14 protein-coding genes are annotated in these 15,412 nt (G+C 70.5%); 7 read left to right on the top strand and 7 right to left on the bottom strand.

Translation table 11 applies throughout. The annotated features are described in order from the left end of the window. The first annotated feature begins 190 nt into the window (after nucleotides 1-190). Together ACFYZ3_RS03845 and ACFYZ3_RS03840 are read left to right on the top strand one after the other, a co-directional pair. On the top strand, nucleotides 191-1,000 hold the full coding sequence (locus ACFYZ3_RS03845) for an ABC transporter permease (RefSeq protein WP_388513778.1): 810 nt from the start codon (nucleotides 191-193) through the stop codon (nucleotides 998-1,000). A gap of 6 nt (nucleotides 1,001-1,006) precedes the next feature. Continuing rightward, entirely contained in the window at nucleotides 1,007-2,077 is a 1,071-nt protein-coding gene (locus ACFYZ3_RS03840; RefSeq protein ID WP_388513777.1) for a heme A synthase, read from the top strand. Here ACFYZ3_RS03840 and ACFYZ3_RS03835 read toward each other — a convergent pair. The 4 genes from ACFYZ3_RS03835 to ACFYZ3_RS03820 form a co-directional block, all read right to left on the bottom strand. Beyond that, nucleotides 2,032-2,775: a nucleotidyltransferase gene (locus ACFYZ3_RS03835; RefSeq protein WP_388513775.1), complete on the bottom strand. Its 744-nt coding sequence runs from the start codon at nucleotides 2,773-2,775 to the stop codon at nucleotides 2,032-2,034. The genes ACFYZ3_RS03840 and ACFYZ3_RS03835 overlap by 46 nt on opposite strands. Nucleotides 2,776-2,883: 108 nt before the next feature. Continuing rightward, nucleotides 2,884-3,990: an amidohydrolase family protein gene (locus ACFYZ3_RS03830; RefSeq protein ID WP_388513773.1), complete on the bottom strand. Its 1,107-nt coding sequence runs from the start codon at nucleotides 3,988-3,990 to the stop codon at nucleotides 2,884-2,886. An 82-nt stretch (nucleotides 3,991-4,072) separates the two neighbouring features. Next, the gene (locus tag ACFYZ3_RS03825) at nucleotides 4,073-4,441 is read right to left on the bottom strand and encodes a hypothetical protein (RefSeq protein ID WP_388513772.1); all 369 of its coding nucleotides are present in this window, start codon (nucleotides 4,439-4,441) and stop codon (nucleotides 4,073-4,075) included. A 97-nt stretch (nucleotides 4,442-4,538) separates the two neighbouring features. After that, nucleotides 4,539-5,492, bottom strand: coding sequence for a heme o synthase (locus ACFYZ3_RS03820; RefSeq protein WP_361007714.1), 954 nt, complete (start codon nucleotides 5,490-5,492; stop codon nucleotides 4,539-4,541). Nucleotides 5,493-5,860: 368 nt separating this feature from the next. Between ACFYZ3_RS03820 and tkt the strand changes: the two genes are divergently transcribed. From tkt to pgl, 5 genes are read left to right on the top strand one after another with little or no spacing between them, the layout of a single operon-like run. Further along, on the top strand, nucleotides 5,861-7,948 hold the full coding sequence (gene tkt, locus ACFYZ3_RS03815; RefSeq protein WP_388513770.1) for a transketolase: 2,088 nt from the start codon (nucleotides 5,861-5,863) through the stop codon (nucleotides 7,946-7,948). Nucleotides 7,949-7,981: 33 nt separating this feature from the next. Continuing rightward, complete coding sequence (gene tal / locus ACFYZ3_RS03810) at nucleotides 7,982-9,100, top strand: transaldolase (RefSeq protein WP_388513769.1); 1,119 nt, start codon at nucleotides 7,982-7,984, stop codon at nucleotides 9,098-9,100. A 3-nt stretch (nucleotides 9,101-9,103) separates the two neighbouring features. Further along, nucleotides 9,104-10,627: a glucose-6-phosphate dehydrogenase gene (gene zwf, locus ACFYZ3_RS03805; RefSeq protein ID WP_361007708.1), complete on the top strand. Its 1,524-nt coding sequence runs from the start codon at nucleotides 9,104-9,106 to the stop codon at nucleotides 10,625-10,627. Beyond that, nucleotides 10,624-11,679, top strand: coding sequence for a glucose-6-phosphate dehydrogenase assembly protein OpcA (gene opcA / locus ACFYZ3_RS03800; RefSeq protein WP_388513767.1), 1,056 nt, complete (start codon nucleotides 10,624-10,626; stop codon nucleotides 11,677-11,679). The genes zwf and opcA overlap by 4 nt, the downstream gene beginning before the upstream one ends. Further along, a complete protein-coding gene (pgl, locus tag ACFYZ3_RS03795; protein WP_388513766.1) occupies nucleotides 11,676-12,461 on the top strand; it encodes a 6-phosphogluconolactonase in 786 nt (261 codons plus the stop codon). The genes opcA and pgl overlap by 4 nt, the downstream gene beginning before the upstream one ends. Nucleotides 12,462-12,588: 127 nt before the next feature. Here the strand turns inward: pgl and pgi are convergent, their stop codons facing one another. From pgi to secG, 3 genes are all read right to left on the bottom strand, one after another. Next, nucleotides 12,589-14,244 carry a glucose-6-phosphate isomerase gene (pgi, locus tag ACFYZ3_RS03790; RefSeq protein WP_388513764.1) on the bottom strand — a complete coding sequence of 552 codons (1,656 nt, stop codon included), beginning with the start codon at nucleotides 14,242-14,244 and terminating at the stop codon, nucleotides 12,589-12,591. Between the two features lie 340 nt (nucleotides 14,245-14,584). Continuing rightward, the gene (locus ACFYZ3_RS03785; protein WP_003976875.1) at nucleotides 14,585-14,920 is read right to left on the bottom strand and encodes an RNA polymerase-binding protein RbpA; all 336 of its coding nucleotides are present in this window, start codon (nucleotides 14,918-14,920) and stop codon (nucleotides 14,585-14,587) included. Nucleotides 14,921-15,133: 213 nt separating this feature from the next. Next, complete coding sequence (gene secG, locus ACFYZ3_RS03780) at nucleotides 15,134-15,370, bottom strand: preprotein translocase subunit SecG (RefSeq protein ID WP_388513763.1); 237 nt, start codon at nucleotides 15,368-15,370, stop codon at nucleotides 15,134-15,136. Nucleotides 15,371-15,412 lie beyond the last annotated feature (42 nt).

Below are 15,412 nucleotides of genomic sequence, written 5' to 3'. Positions count from 1 at the left end.
GCGCTCATGATTTCGGTCGAAACCGAGGACGGCCGGGGGTCCGGGGGTTGCCCCCCGGGAGGACACAGCCTGGAGCTGACCGGCAAGGAGCTGCGCTCATGATTTCGGTCGAAACCGAGGACGGCCGGGGGTCCGGGGGTTGCCCCCCGGGAGGACACAGCCTGGAGCTGACCGGCAAGGAGCTGCGCGGGTGACCACGACGACAGGGACACCGGGGGACACGGGCACGCCCGGCACCGCGGGGACGTACGCGCCCAGGCCCGGCGCCGCGCCGCTCGGGCGCATGATCGCGGCCCAGGCCGTGCTCGAGACCAGGATGCTGCTGCGCAACGGCGAGCAGCTGCTGCTGACGGTGATCATCCCGACGCTGCTGCTCGTCCTGTTCAGCTCCGTGGACATCATCGACACCGGAGCCGGGGAGTCGGTCGACTTCCTCGCCCCGGGCATCCTCGCGCTGGCCGTGATGTCGACGGCGTTCACCGGGCAGGCCATCGCCACCGGCTTCGAGCGCCGGTACGGGGTGCTGAAGCGGCTGGCCGCCTCCCCGCTGCCGCGCTGGGCCCTGATGACCGCGAAGACGGCATCGGTCCTGGTCACCGAGGTGTTCCAGATCGTGCTGCTGACGGTGATCGCCCTCGCACTGGGCTGGTCGCCGCACGGCAACCCGGCGGCCGTGCTGCTGCTCCTGCTCCTCGGCACCGCCGCCTTCTCCGGGCTGGGTCTGCTGATGGCCGGCACGCTGAAGGCGGAGGCCACGCTGGCCGCCGCCAACCTGGTCTTCCTGCTGCTCCTCGTGGGCGGCGGGGTGATCGTGCCGCTGGACAAGTTCCCGGACGCGGCGCAGGACGTGCTGGGGCTGCTGCCCGTCTCGGCCCTCTCGGACGGACTCCGGGACGTCCTCCAGCACGGGGCCGCGATGCCCTGGGGCGACCTGGGGATCCTCGCCGTGTGGGCGGTCGTGGGGCTCACGGCCGCGGGGAAGTTCTTCCGCTGGGAGTAGGAACACATGCCACGGACCGACCCTCGTGAAAGCGTGCACAAGCGGGCGCCTACGATGGACGGCGTGCCAAACGTGACCCGTGCCGACGCCGTAGCCGCCGTGCGCAACCCGCTCGCCTTCATCGCCGCACGCTGGACCCCGCATCCCCGGACGGTCCAGCGGGCGGCCCTCGCGCCCCTCGTGATGTCGGTGGTCATCGTCGTCACCGGCGGCGCCGTCCGGCTCACCGGCTCGGGTCTCGGCTGCCCGACCTGGCCCAAGTGCACCGACGACTCGCTCACCACCACGAGCGAGATGGGCTTCCACGGCATCATCGAGTTCGGCAACCGCATGCTGACCTACGTGCTGTGTGCCGCCGTCGGCTGGGCGATCATCGCCGCCCGCTCGCAGAAGCCGTACCGGCGCAGCCTCACCCTGCTGGGGTGGGCGCAGTTCTGGGTCGTGATGAGCAACGCCGTGCTCGGCGGCATCGTCGTGCTCGTCGGCCTCAACCCGTACACGGTCGCGGCGCACTTCGTGGCGACGACGGCGCTGCTGACCCTGGCCACGGTGATGTGGCAGCGCACCCGGGAGGGCGACACGGCACCGCGCCCGCTGGTCGGCAAGTCCGTGCAGCAGCTGGTGTGGGTGATGGTCGTCGTCTCCGCGCTGCTGGTCGTGGTCGGCACCGTGGTCACCGGCGCGGGACCGCACGCGGGCGACTCGAGCGACGTGCCCCGCATGCCGGTCGACTGGGAGATGATCAGCAAGGCGCACGCCGTCCTGGCGTGGATCGTGGTGACGCTGACGTTCGCCCTGTGGTTCGTGCTGAAGGCGGTCGACGCGCCCAAGGGCCCGCTGGCCCGCACCCGAGACCTGTTCCTGGTGCTGCTCGCCCAGGGGGTCATCGGGTACGTCCAGTACTTCACCGACCTGCCCGAGGTCCTCGTCGGCCTGCACATGTTCGGCTCGTGCCTGGTGTGGATCGCGGTGCTGCGGGTGCTGCTGGCGCTGCGCGAGCGGGCCGGGGAGACGGTGCCGGGGCTGCCCGCTCAGGAGTACGACGCCACCAGCGTGTCCATCGCCGGTCCCAGGTAGCTCCGGGTCAGCTCGGCGCGGCGGGCGGTCCACTCCGCCGTGGCCGCGGGCCTCGGGCCCTTCCCGTAGCGCCGTTCGGCGATGTCCTCGACGACCTCGCCGGGCGCGCCCAGGGCGGGCAGCTCCGCCAGGGCCTCCCGCTTGGTGATCAGACGGCCCTCGCGCAGCGTGACCGTGGCGCGGGCGAAGGTGATCAGGCCCAGGTCGACCCAGACGTCCTGCGTCCACAGCTCCGCCCTGCGCACGTGCGGACGCCAGAAGTCCCGCTGGTCGCGGACGACGAAGGCGTCCAGTTCCGGGTCCGTCACCGGCGGCAGCAGCTGCTCCGGCGACTCGCCGTGCAGGATGCGGCCGAAACTGTGCAGTTCGCGCCGGGTGACCGGGGTGACCGTCCGTTTGAAGAGCTGCTGGTGGGCCCAGGTCAGATGCCGCTGGTCGGGGTCGGCGACCGTGTCGGGCGACAGGTAGGTGCAGTGCAGCAGCCCGGCCAGGGGCTCGGCGCGCAGGCGGGCGTGGAGCAGCCCGAGCCGCCAGGCCGTGCGTGCCGTGGCCGGTCGGGGCAGGACCGCGATTAGGTCCAGGTCGCTGCGGCCCTCCTGGTAGTCGCCCGCGCCCAGTGAACCGTGGGCCCAGACCGCGACGGGGTCGAGGGGCGTGAGGCCGGTGAGGAAACGGTCGAGCAGGGCGTCGGTCGGCATGCGCCCAGTCTCTCCGCCTCGCTCCTGTGTGTACACCCATCACTCCAGCCCGTGCACCCGCGTCACCCCAGTCCGTACACCCGCGTCACCCGAGTCCGTACACCCGCGTCACTCCAGTCCGTACACCCGCCCCGCGTTCCCCGAGGCGATCATCCCCGCCACCCGCTGGGCGTCCCCGAGCGACCACGCCCCCTCGGCCACCCAGGCGCCCAGCACCCGGCCGAGGGCCTCGCGGAAGAGCCGGGCGGCGACGACGTGCAGCTCGGGCAGGCCCTGGGCGCCGCTGGAGAACAGGATCTTGCCGAAGGGGGCCAACTCCAGGATCTCCGCGAGGACCGTCGCGGCCCGGGCGCCGGTGCGCACCAGGGCGGCGCCCGCGTCGGCGTAGACGTGCGGGAAGACCCCGGCCAGGTGGGCGGCGTGGCGGTGGTAGGGGTAGCCGTGCAGCAGGACCAGGTCGGTGCCGAGTCCGGCGGTGGCCCGTACGAAGTCGGTGAGCAGGACCGGGTCGGTGCGGTCGATGCGCAGGCCCGGTTCGCCGAGGCCCGCGTGCAGCTGGAGCGGCAGGCCGGAGGCGACGGCGATCCACAGCAGGTGGCGCAGCAGGACCGGGTCGCTCAGCTCCCCGCCGACCTCGCGCCCGGTCAGCCAGCGGGCGGCGGCCCCGCGCACCTCGCCGGGGCCCGGCGGCTCCGGGGCGAGGGCCAGACCGTGCCGTACCCCGGCGACGGAGGTGAAGGCGACCGCGTTCGCGGCGGCGCCGTGCACGGCCTCGGCGAGGTTGGCGAGGAAGGACTCGACGGTGCCCGAGGTGTCGGCGACCTGCTCGGCGAGCAACTCCAGGCGCACGATCTCGCGCGTGTCGGCGTCCGCGGCGGTGGCCATCTCGGTGGGGCCGGTGAGGTCTCCGGGCAGTCCCGCGTCGACCAGGTAGGTGGTGATGCCGCTGCCGCGCAGGAGCCTGCGGTCCGCCTCCATGACGCCCAGTTCGCGGCGCCGGGCCAGGTAGCGGGCGGGCGGGCAGTGCGGTTCCAGACCGAGCAGGGGCGGGCACCAGCGGCGTACCGCGAAGCCGGTCTGGGTGTCGAAGAGGGTGGTGCCCGGTGCGGGCGGGCCCTCGGTGCGGGCCAGCTGGGCCTCGAAGGTGCCGAGGCCCAGCTCCGTTCTCAGGACGCCGTGGCAGTACTGGTCCACCAGGGACGGCGTTTCGATCATCCGGGCTCCCCGTGACGGGACCGTGTACCTCACGACGAGTGCGCCGTGCGGCTTCCTACGGTCCTAACGGGTGAACCCGCCCTCAGGTGTTGCTCGGACCCCCGACCTGGATGCCGGCCATGCGCGACCACTCGTAGCGGCCCGTGGTGACCTTGGCCGCGAACTCGCCGTCGAAGTCCTCGTGGACGGTGACGCCGGACTGCTCGACGGCCTTCAGCGCGCCCGCGTGGGTGCGCGCGACCAGGTCGCCCCAGGCGCCGTCCGCGCCGACGAGGACGATCCGGGCGCCGCGCTCGCCGAGATACGCCACCTGGGCCTCGGCGCCGCCGTGGGCCTTGGCGAAGGAGCCGATCCGCCCGGCCGTCCGGGTCACCTCGTACGCGGCCCACCGGTCGGCCCAGCCGCCCTTCGCGCCGGACTGCTCCGTGTCCACCTGCTGCGTGTCTGCCATGACCAGGATGCTACCGACGGGTAGATCAAACGGCGACGGGCGGGGTGCGTGGCCTTGACCACGCTCCCCGCCCGTCGGACGGCTCCACGAGAAGCGCTCAGCGCAGGAAGGGGTCCACCGCGATCGCCAGGAACAGCACCGACACGTAGGTGATGGACCAGTGGAACAGCCGCATCTCCTTGAGCTTGCCGCCGGTCACCTCGGCCTTGGCGCGGTTCTGCAGCCCGTGCGCCTCCCACAGCCACATGCCGCCGGCGGCCAGGGCCACCGCCGTGTAGAACCAGCCGGTGTAGCCGAGCGGCTGCAGCAGCAGCGACACCACGACCATCACCCAGCTGTAGATGACGATCTGCCGGGCGACGACCTTGTTGGAGGCGATCACCGGGAGCATCGGCACGCCGACGCGCGCGTAGTCCTCCTTGACCTTCATGGACAGCGGCCAGTAGTGCGGCGGCGTCCAGAAGAACATCACCCCGAAGAGGATGACCGGCGCCCAGGACATCGAGTTGGTCACGGCCGACCAGCCGATCAGCACCGGCAGACAGCCCGCGATGCCGCCCCAGACGATGTTCTGCGAGGTGCGGCGCTTGAGGATCATCGTGTAGACGACCACGTAGAAGAGGAGGGCGCCGAGCGAGAGCCAGGCCGACAGCCAGTTGACCGTGAGGCCGAACAGCAGCGTCGAGACGACCGCCAGGGTGATGCCGAAGACGAGGCATTCCACCGGGCTGACCATGCCGGTCACCAGTGGGCGCTGCGAGGTCCGGTCCATCAGCGCGTCGATGTCGCGGTCGATGTACATGTTCAGCGCGTTCGCGCCGCCGGCCGACAGATAACCGCCGACGCAGGTCAGCAGCACCAGCTTCAGATTCGGAACACCCTGTTCGGCGAGGAACATCACCGGAACGGTGGTGATCAGCAGAAGCTCGATGATCCGCGGCTTGGTCAGCGCCACGAACGCCTTGACACGGGCCCCGAACGGCCGGTGACTCGGGCTCTGGCTCGTCCCGATAACCCCCGCAGGACGGGATTCAACGGCCGTCACGCACACCCCTGACAGAGACTCCCAGCAAGCCCGACCGTGTGAAGTGGCGGTAAAGGCTCGCGCGTACCACGCCACTTTAGACGTTGCCCATACCTCGGCCTTCGCGGGGGTGGGCTCGTGTTGGCGAGGCCGCTCCGACGTGCGTTCGGAGAGTCGATTGAGCAGTCAGATGAGCGGCTCCGTATTCACTTGCCGAATGCGGTTTCGCCCAGTCGACAGGCGGATCCACACGAGTCCCGGCAGTCTGGTTTCCATCGGAAAAACGCACGTACTTACGGGGGTAGGCTCGGCCATGGCCGGCCGACTCACGGACGCGCCGGCAGCCGGTGCTCGTGCACCGGCAACCGACATGTGGAGAGGAGCCCTGACTCAGGGTGAGCACCAAGCCGACCACCACAGACCTCGAGTGGACCGAACTGGACCAGCGGGCCGTGGACACCGCCCGCGTCCTGGCCGCCGATGCCGTACAGAAGGTTGGCAACGGCCATCCGGGTACGGCGATGAGCCTGGCGCCCGCCGCCTACACCCTCTTCCAGAAGGTGATGCGGCACGACCCCGCCGACGCGAACTGGGTCGGGCGCGACCGTTTCGTGCTGTCCGCGGGTCACTCGTCCCTGACCCTCTACACCCAGCTGTACCTGGCCGGCTTCGGCCTTCAGCTGGCGGACCTGGAGTCCTTCCGCACCTGGGGCTCCAAGACCCCCGGCCACCCGGAGTACGGCCACACCACGGGTGTGGAGACCACGACCGGCCCGCTGGGCCAGGGTGTGGCCAACGCGGTGGGCATGGCGATGGCCGCCCGCTACGAGCGCGGCCTGTTCGACCCGGAGGCCGCCGAGGGCACCTCCCCGTTCGACCACTTCGTCTACTGCATCGCCGGTGACGGCTGCCTCCAGGAGGGCATCTCCGCCGAGGCCTCGTCGATGGCCGGGCACCAGAAGCTCGGCAACCTGGTGCTTTTGTGGGACGACAACCACATCTCCATCGAGGGCGACACCGAGACGGCCGTCTCCGAGGACACCTGCAAGCGCTACGAGGCGTACGGCTGGCACGTCCAGCGTGTCGCCCCGAAGCCGGACGGCGACCTGGACCCGAACGCGATCTACGACGCGATCGAGGAGGCGAAGAAGGTCACCGACCGGCCGTCCTTCATCGCGATGCGCTCGATCATCGCCTGGCCCGCCCCGAACGCGCAGAACACCGAGGCCGCGCACGGCTCGGCGCTCGGCGACGACGAGGTCGCGGCGACCAAGCGGGTGCTGGGCTTCGATCCGGAGAAGTCCTTCGAGGTCTCCGACGAGGTCATCGAGCACACCCGCAAGGCGCTGGAGAAGGGCCAGGCGGCCCGCGCGGTGTGGGAGAAGTCCTTCCAGCAGTGGCGGGACAACAACCCGGAGCGCGCCGCCGAGTACGACCGCGTCGCCAAGGGCGAGCTGCCCACGGGCTGGGAGGAGAAGATCCCGGTCTTCGAGGCGGGCAAGGGCCTGGCGACCCGTGCGGCGTCCGGCAAGGTGCTCCAGGCGCTCGGCGCGGTGATCCCGGAGCTGTGGGGCGGCTCGGCCGACCTCGCGGGTTCGAACAACACGACGATCGACAAGACGTCGTCCTTCCTCCCCGCGGGCAACCCGCTGCCGGAGGCCGACCCCTACGGCCGCACCATCCACTTCGGCATCCGCGAGCACGCGATGGCCGCGGAGATGAACGGCATCGCGCTGCACGGCAACACCCGCATCTACGGCGGAACGTTCCTGGTCTTCTCCGACTACATGCGCAACGCGGTGCGGCTGTCGGCGCTGATGCACCTGCCGGTGACGTACGTGTGGACGCACGACTCCATCGGCCTGGGCGAGGACGGCCCGACCCACCAGCCGGTCGAGCACCTGGCCTCGCTGCGCGCCATCCCGGGCCTGAACGTGGTCCGCCCGGCCGACGCCAACGAGACGGCGATCGCCTGGCGGGAGATCCTGCGCCGCTGGACGAAGGAGTTCGGCAAGGGCCAGCCGCACGGTCTGGCGCTGACCCGCCAGGGCGTGCCGACGTACGAGCCCAACGAGGACGCGGCCAAGGGCGGCTACGTGCTCTTCGACGCCGACGGCGGCGAGGCGCAGGTGGTCCTGATCGCGACCGGTTCCGAGGTGCACGTCGCCGTCGAGGCCCGCGAGCAGCTCCAGGCCGACGGCGTGCCGACCCGTGTGGTGTCCATGCCGTCCGTGGAGTGGTTCGAGCAGCAGGACCAGGGGTACCGGGACAGCGTCCTGCCCCCGTCCGTGAAGGCCCGGGTCGCGGTCGAGGCCGGGATCGGCCTCACCTGGCACAAGTACGTGGGAGACGCCGGCCGCATCGTCTCCCTGGAGCACTTCGGTGCTTCGGCGGACGCCAAGGTGCTCTTCAAGGAGTTCGGCTTCACCGCCGAGAACGTGGCCACCGCCGCCCGGGAATCGATCGCCGCGGCCCAGCGCTGACGCTTACATACGACAGTAGGAGATGCATATTCCATGACAGACGCACTCAAGCGCCTCTCCGACGAAGGCGTCGCGATCTGGCTGGACGACCTGTCCCGCAAGCGGATCACGTCCGGCAACCTCGCCGAGCTGATCGACCAGCAGCACGTCGTGGGCGTCACCACCAACCCGTCGATCTTCCAGAAGGCGATCTCGCAGGGCGACGGCTACGACCAGCAGCTCGCCGACCTCGCCGTCCGCGGAGTCACGGTCGAAGAGGCCATCCGGATGATCACCACGGCGGACGTCCGCGACGCCGCCGACATCCTGCGCCCGGTCTACGACAACACCGGCGGCAAGGACGGCCGGGTCTCCATCGAGGTGGACCCGCGCCTGGCGCACAACACCCACGCCACGGTGGCCGAGGCCAAGCAGCTGGCATGGCTGGTGGACCGGCCGAACACCTTCATCAAGATCCCGGCGACCGAGGCGGGCCTGCCGGCCATCGCCGAGACCATCGGCCTGGGCATCAGCGTCAACGTCACGCTGATCTTCTCCCTGGAGCGCTACCGCAAGGTCATGGACGCCTTCCTGACCGGTCTGGAGAAGGCCAAGGAGCGCGGCCTGGACCTGTCGCAGATCCACTCCGTGGCGTCCTTCTTCGTGTCCCGCGTGGACACCGAGATCGACAAGCGGATCGACGCGCTCGGCACCGACGAGGCCAAGGCGCTGCGCGGCAAGGCCGCCGTCGCCAACGCGCGCCTCGCCTACCAGGCGTACGAGGAGGTCTTCGGCACCGACCGCTGGGCCGCCCTGGAGAAGGCCGGCGCCAACAAGCAGCGTCCGCTGTGGGCGTCGACCGGTGTGAAGGACAAGGCGTACAGCGACACCATGTACGTCACCGACCTGGTCGCGCCGAACACGGTCAACACCATGCCGGAGGCGACGCTGTTCGCCACCGAGGACCACGGCGAGATCACCGGCGACGCCGTCGCCGGGTCGTACGAGCGGGCCCGCGCGGACCTCGACGCGGTCGAGAAGCTCGGGATCTCCTACGACGAGGTGGTCCAGCTCCTGGAGGACGAGGGCGTCGAGAAGTTCGAGGCGGCCTGGAACGACCTGCTGAAGTCCACGGAGGCGGAGCTCAAGCGCCTCGCTCCCTCGAAGGGCTGAGAATTGTCAAGCAGCAATCCGCTGCGTGACCCCGCAGACCGACGGCTCCCGCGTATCGCGGGGCCGTCGGGTCTGGTCATCTTCGGCGTCACCGGCGATCTGTCCCGCAAGAAGCTCATGCCCGCCGTGTACGACCTCGCCAACCGGGGTCTGCTGCCGCCGGGCTTCTCGCTCGTCGGGTTCGCCCGCCGCGACTGGGAGCACGAGGACTTCGCCCAGGTCGTGCACGACGCCGTCAAGGAACACTCCCGCACGCCGTTCCGCGAGGAGGTCTGGCAGCAGCTCATCCAGGGGATGCGCTTCGTCCAGGGCACCTTCGACGACGACGACGCCTTCGAGCGGCTGCGCGGCACCATCGAGGAGCTGGACAAGGCACAGGGCACGGGCGGCAACTTCGCCTTCTACCTGTCGGTGCCGCCGAAGTCCTTCCCGGTGGTCATCCAGCAGCTGAAGAAGCACGGACTGGCCGACCAGTCGAGCGGCTCCTGGCGGCGGGCGGTGATCGAGAAGCCGTTCGGCCACGACCTGAGGTCGGCCGAGGAGCTGAACGCGATCGTCCACGACGTGTTCGGTTCCGACCAGGTCTTCCGCATCGACCACTACCTGGGCAAGGAGACCGTCCAGAACATCCTGGCGCTGCGCTTCGCCAACACGATGTTCGAGCCGATCTGGAACCGGTCCTACGTCGACCACATCCAGATCACGATGGCCGAGGACATCGGCATCGGCGGCCGGGCCGGCTACTACGACGGCATCGGCGCCGCCCGCGACGTCATCCAGAACCACCTCCTCCAGCTGCTCGCGCTGACCGCGATGGAGGAGCCCGCCTCCTTCGACGCGGACGCACTCGCGGCGGAGAAGACCAAGGTGCTCGGCGCGGTCCGCCTTCCCAAGGACCTGGGCCGGGACACCGTGCGCGGCCAGTACGCGGCCGGGTGGCAGGGCGGCGCCAAGGCCGTCGGCTACCTCGAAGAGGACGGCATCGACCCCAAGTCGAAGACCGACACCTACGCCGCGATCAAGGTGGGCATCGACAACCGCCGCTGGGCGGGCGTCCCCTTCTACCTGCGCACCGGCAAGCGCCTGGGCCGCCGGGTCACGGAGATCGCGGTCGTCTTCCAGCGGGCCCCGCACTCCCCCTTCGACACGACGGCCACCGAGGAGCTGGGCTCGAACGCGATCGTCATCCGCGTGCAGCCCGACGAGGGCGTCACCGTCCGCTTCGGTTCCAAGGTGCCGGGCACGTCGATGGAGATCCGGGACGTGTCGATGGACTTCGCCTACGGCGAGTCCTTCACCGAGTCCAGCCCCGAGGCGTACGAGCGCCTGATCCTGGACGTCCTGCTGGGCGACGCCAACCTCTTCCCGCGCACGGAGGAGGTCGAGCTGTCCTGGAAGATCCTCGACCCGATCGAGGAGTACTGGGACGAGCACGGCACCCCGGCGCAGTATCCGGCCGGCACCTGGGGCCCCGTCGAGGCCGACGACATGCTGGAACGAGACGGACGGAGCTGGCGCCGGCCATGAAGACCGACCTGACGGACACCACGGCCAGCAAGATCAACAAGGCGCTGGTGCTCGGCCGCCGGGCGATCGGCACCCCGGCCATCGGCATGGTGCTCACCCTGGTCATCGTCACCGACGAGGAGAACGCGTACGACGCGCTGAAGGCCGCGAGCGACGCCGCGCACGAGCACCCCTCACGCACGCTCCTCGTCATCAAGCGGGTCTCGCGCTCGCCCCGGGACCGCACCCGGTCCCGGCTGGACGCCGAGGTCCGCCTCGGTGCCGACGCGGGCACCGGCGAGACGATCGTGCTGCGGCTGTACGGCGACGTCGTCGACCACGCCCAGTCGGTGGTCCTGCCGCTGCTGCTGCCGGACGCGCCGGTCGTGGTCTGGTGGCCGGTGAACGCGCCGCTGGACCCGGCGAAGGACCCGCTGGGCGCCCTCGCGCAGCGCCGGGTCACCGACACCTACGCCTGCGAGGAGCCGATACGGGAGCTGGTGGCCCGTGCCGACGCCTACGCGCCGGGAGACACCGACCTGTCGTGGACCCGCATCACGCCCTGGCGCTCGATGCTGGCCGCGGCCCTGGACCAGGTCGACTGCGAGGTGCAGTCGGTCGAGGTGGAGGGCGAGGAGTTCAACCCCAGCTGTGAGCTGCTCGCGATGTGGCTCGCCGACCGGCTGGACGTGCCGGTGAAGCGCACGGTGTCGAGCGGCCCGGGTCTGACCGCGGTCCGCATGGACACCGACTGCGGTCCCGTCGTCCTGGACCGGGCCGACGGCTCGCTGGCGAACCTCTCCATTCAAGGCCAGCCCGGTCGCGCGGTGGCGCTCAAGCGCCGCGAGACGGCCGAGCTGATCGCGGAGGAGCTGCGCCGCCTGGACCCGGACGACACGTACGCCTCGGCGCTGCGGTACGGCGTGGACCGGCTGAACGCGCCGGCCAAAGGGGACGCGGGCGACGGCAAAGGCGCCCGCGCGGTCGCCGCTCCCGTCGGGGCGGTCGCGAAGGCTCCCGCGAAGGACGCGGCGCAGGAGAAGACACCGGTGAGGAAGGCGGCGGCGAAATGAGCGACACCCCGCAGCTGGTCGTGCACCGTGACAAGGAGCTGATGGCCGAGGCCGCGGCGGCCCGCCTGATCACGAAGATCGTGGACGCGCAGGCCTCCCGGGGCAGCGCGTCCGTGGTCCTCACCGGCGGCCGCAACGGCAACGGCCTGCTCGCGGCGCTGGCCGGCTCCCCGGCCCGGGACGCCATCGACTGGAGCCGCCTCGACCTGTGGTGGGGCGACGAGCGGTTCCTGCCGGAGGGCGACCCGGAGCGCAATGTCACCCAGGCGCACCAGGCACTCCTCGACGCGGTGCCGCTGGACCCGAAGCGGGTGCACGCGATGGCGGCCTCCGACGGCCCTTACGGCTCCGACGTGGAGGCGGCAGCGGCGGCCTACGCGCAGGAACTGGCCACGGCCTCCGTCCCCGAGAACCACGCCGCGGTGCCGTCCTTCGACGTCCTGCTCCTCGGCGTCGGCCCGGACACCCATGTGGCGTCGCTCTTCCCCGAGCACCCGGGAGTCCGGGAGACGGAGCGCACGGTGATCGGCGTCCACGGCTCCCCCAAGCCGCCGCCCCTCCGCATCTCCCTGACCCTGCCCGCGATCCGCGCCGCCCGTGAGGTGTGGCTGCTCGCGGCGGGCGAGGACAAGGCGAACGCGGTGGCGATGGCCCTGTCGGGCGCGGGCGAGATCCAGGCCCCGGCAGCGGGCGCCCGGGGTCGCGCCCGCACCCTGTGGCTCCTGGACTCGGCGGCGGCATCACAACTGCCGAGATCCCTCTACCCACCGGCGTCGGCCTAATCAGCCCGTCCGGCGCTTGAGGACGAGGCCGTCCAGGCCGAAAGGGGGTCTGGGGGCGCAGCCCCCAGGGTCGGGAACGGGAAGGGGCGGCGGGGGCGAAAAACCTCCCGCCGCCCCTTCGGCACGCTCACACCCGCCCGCGCAACTCCCGGTAGGCGGCGACCAGCGCGGCCGTGGACGGGTCGAGGCCGGGCACGTCCGCGCCCTCGGTGAGGGCGGGTTCGACGCGCTTGGCGAGCACCTTGCCGAGTTCGACGCCCCACTGGTCGAAGGAGTCGATGCTCCAGACCGCGCCCTGCACGAACACCTTGTGCTCGTACAGCGCGATGAGCTGGCCGAGGACGGAGGGGGTCAGCTCGGCGGCCAGGATCGTCGTCGTCGGATGGTCGCCGCGGAACGTCTTGTGCGGGACCAGCTCCTCCGGCACCCCCTCGGCACGCACCTCGTCCGGGGTCTTGCCGAAGGCGAGGGCCTGGGTCTGTGCGAAGAAGTTGGCCATCAGCAGGTCGTGCTGGGCCTTCAGCTCCTGGCTCAGCTCGCCCACCGGCCGCGCGAAACCGATGAAGTCCGCCGGGATCAGCTTCGTACCCTGGTGGATCAACTGGTAGTACGCGTGCTGCCCGTTGGTGCCCGGCGTGCCCCACACCACCGGTCCCGTCTGCCACTGAACCGGGTTGCCGTCCCGGTCGACGGACTTGCCGTTGGACTCCATGTCCAACTGCTGGAGATACGCGGTGAACTTCGACAGATAGTGCGAGTACGGCAGCACCGCGTGCGACTGCGCGCCCAGGAAGCTGCCGTACCAGACTCCCAACAGACCCATCAGCAAAGGCACGTTGGTCTCGGCGGGCGCCGTGCGGAAGTGCTCGTCGACGAGGTGGAAGCCGTCGAGCATCTCCCGGAACCGGTCCGGGCCGATGGCGATCATCAGCGACAGCCCGATGGCCGAGTCGAAGGAGTACCGGCCGCCGACCCAGTCCCAGAACTCGAACATGTTGGCCGTGTCGATGCCGAAGTCCGCGACCTTCCCGGCGTTCGTCGACAGCGCCACGAAGTGCTTCGCGACCGCCTTCTCGTCGCCCCCGAGGCCGTCCAGCAGCCAGGAGCGGGCCGAGGTGGCGTTGGTGATCGTCTCGATGGTGGTGAACGTCTTGGAGGCGATGATGAACAGCGTCTCCGCCGGGTCCAGGTCCCGGACCGCCTCGTGCAGGTCGGCGCCGTCCACGTTGGACACGAAGCGGAGGGTGAGCGAGCGGTCGGTGAAGGCCCGCAGCGCCTCGTACGCCATCGCCGGGCCGAGGTCGGAGCCGCCGATACCGATGTTGACGACGTTGCGGATGCGCCTGCCGGTGTGACCGGTCCACTCGCCGGAGCGGACCCGGTCGGCGAAGCCGGCCATCTTGTCGAGCACGGCGTGCACCTTGGGGACGACGTTCTCGCCGTCGACCTCGATCACCGCGTCCCGCGGCGCCCGAAGCGCGGTGTGCAGCACCGCCCGGTCCTCGGTGATGTTGATGCGCTCACCGCGGAACATGGCGTCGCGCAGCCCGAACACGTCGGTGGCGGCGGCCAGCTCCTGGAGCAGGGCCAGCGTCTCGTCGGTGACCAGGTGCTTCGAGTAGTCGACGTGCAGGTCTCCCACGCGCAGCGTCCAGCCGGTGCCGCGCCCCGGGTCGGCGGCGAACAGCTCGCGCAGCCGCACCTCGCCGAGCTGCTCGCGGTGCTTGACCAGCGCGGCCCATTCGGGCGTCTGGTGGAGCCTGGTACGGCCGTCTGCGTTCATGTCGGACGTCAGCCTTCTTCCTTGGGTGTCCCAGCTGTCCCGGCTGTACAGCTGTTCCAACCTAAGTGATCAGGAGTGAAGGCGACCGACGGAGACGGAAACCGACGGTGTACGGAGCTAGGGCCTGTCCGGCGGATCAGGTCGCAGGAAAGAAGCGGTATCTCATCGACGCCGGTGAGCGGGGTCTGGCGCGTGCAGCTGCAAGGCGGAGGAGGGAGTCGACGCGGAGCGGTGGGGGCCCCTCCCGCTCGAGCGAAGCCGAGAGTGGGGGAGAGTGACGACAACGCGGCAGATGTGCGTGCCAGACCCCGCGTCTGCGGCATGATCCGCCGGACAGGCCCTAGATCTCGCCGCGCAGTTTGGCGAGTGCCTCGGCGAGGATCGCCTCGCCGTCCGCGTCGCTGCGGCGTTCGCGCACGTACGCGAGGTGGGTCTTGTAGGGCTCGGTGCGCGGCGGGTCCGGGGGGTTGTCCCGGTCCTGTCCGGCGGGGAAGCCGCAGCGCGGGCAGTCCCAGGTCTCCGGGACCTGGGCGTCGCTCGCGAAGCTCGGCTGTGTCTCGTGTCCGTTGGAGCACCAGAAGGAGATGCGCAGACGCGGCGCTGACTCGCCACGCTCGGCCTCGCCCATCGGCCCCGCCCCGACCCGGCTTCCCCGGATCGCGTTGCCACTTGCCACGGTCGTAACTCCCTGCGTGATGGTGCCGCAAAGCGAGTCGGCGTTTCGCTTCGCTGCGAGCGCCTCAGTCTACGTAAGGCCCAACGCGCGTCCAGTATTTGGAGTTACAAGCTCCACTGCACAGACGCAAGCCCCATGATAGGCGGCGCGCCGAGGCGCGTACCGGACATGGGGCTTTACGTGCACAAGTGTGTGACGGGGCGACGGGACCCCTCAGTTGTTGGCCTTCATGAGCAGGCCGAGCACCATGATGCACACGAACCAGCACAGACCGACCACGACGGTGATCCGGTCGAGGTTGCGCTCGGCGACCGAAGAGCCACCGACGGAGGACTGCATGCCGCCACCGAACATGTCGGAGAGGCCGCCGCCCTTCCCCTTGTGCATCAGCACCAGCAGCATCAGCAGCCCGCTGAAGACGATCAGGGCGATCGAGAACCCCAAAACCACGGCTGGACCAACTTCCTCGGATTCGGATGGACGACGGGGGCA

Source organism: Streptomyces sp. NPDC001599, assembly GCF_042893535.1.
Classification (GTDB): domain Bacteria; phylum Actinomycetota; class Actinomycetes; order Streptomycetales; family Streptomycetaceae; genus Streptomyces.
Note: the sequence above shows the minus strand (reverse complement) of the source record. Positions and strands in the feature narration are given on the sequence as shown.

What these genes read in the sequence shown, in the direction of transcription:
- ACFYZ3_RS03835 (WP_388513775.1), bottom strand. Translation starts at nt 2,775, where the DNA reads ATGCCGACCGACGCCCTGCTCGACCGTTTCCTCACCGGCCTCACGCCC.
- ACFYZ3_RS03830 (WP_388513773.1), bottom strand. Translation starts at nt 3,990, where the DNA reads ATGATCGAAACGCCGTCCCTGGTGGACCAGTACTGCCACGGCGTCCTG.
- pgl (WP_388513766.1), top strand. Translation starts at nt 11,676, where the DNA reads ATGAGCGACACCCCGCAGCTGGTCGTGCACCGTGACAAGGAGCTGATG.
- opcA (WP_388513767.1), top strand. Translation starts at nt 10,624, where the DNA reads ATGAAGACCGACCTGACGGACACCACGGCCAGCAAGATCAACAAGGCG.
- pgi (WP_388513764.1), bottom strand. Translation starts at nt 14,244, where the DNA reads ATGAACGCAGACGGCCGTACCAGGCTCCACCAGACGCCCGAATGGGCC.
- tal (WP_388513769.1), top strand. Translation starts at nt 7,982, where the DNA reads ATGACAGACGCACTCAAGCGCCTCTCCGACGAAGGCGTCGCGATCTGG.
- ACFYZ3_RS03840 (WP_388513777.1), top strand. Translation starts at nt 1,007, where the DNA reads ATGCCACGGACCGACCCTCGTGAAAGCGTGCACAAGCGGGCGCCTACG.
- ACFYZ3_RS03825 (WP_388513772.1), bottom strand. Translation starts at nt 4,441, where the DNA reads ATGGCAGACACGCAGCAGGTGGACACGGAGCAGTCCGGCGCGAAGGGC.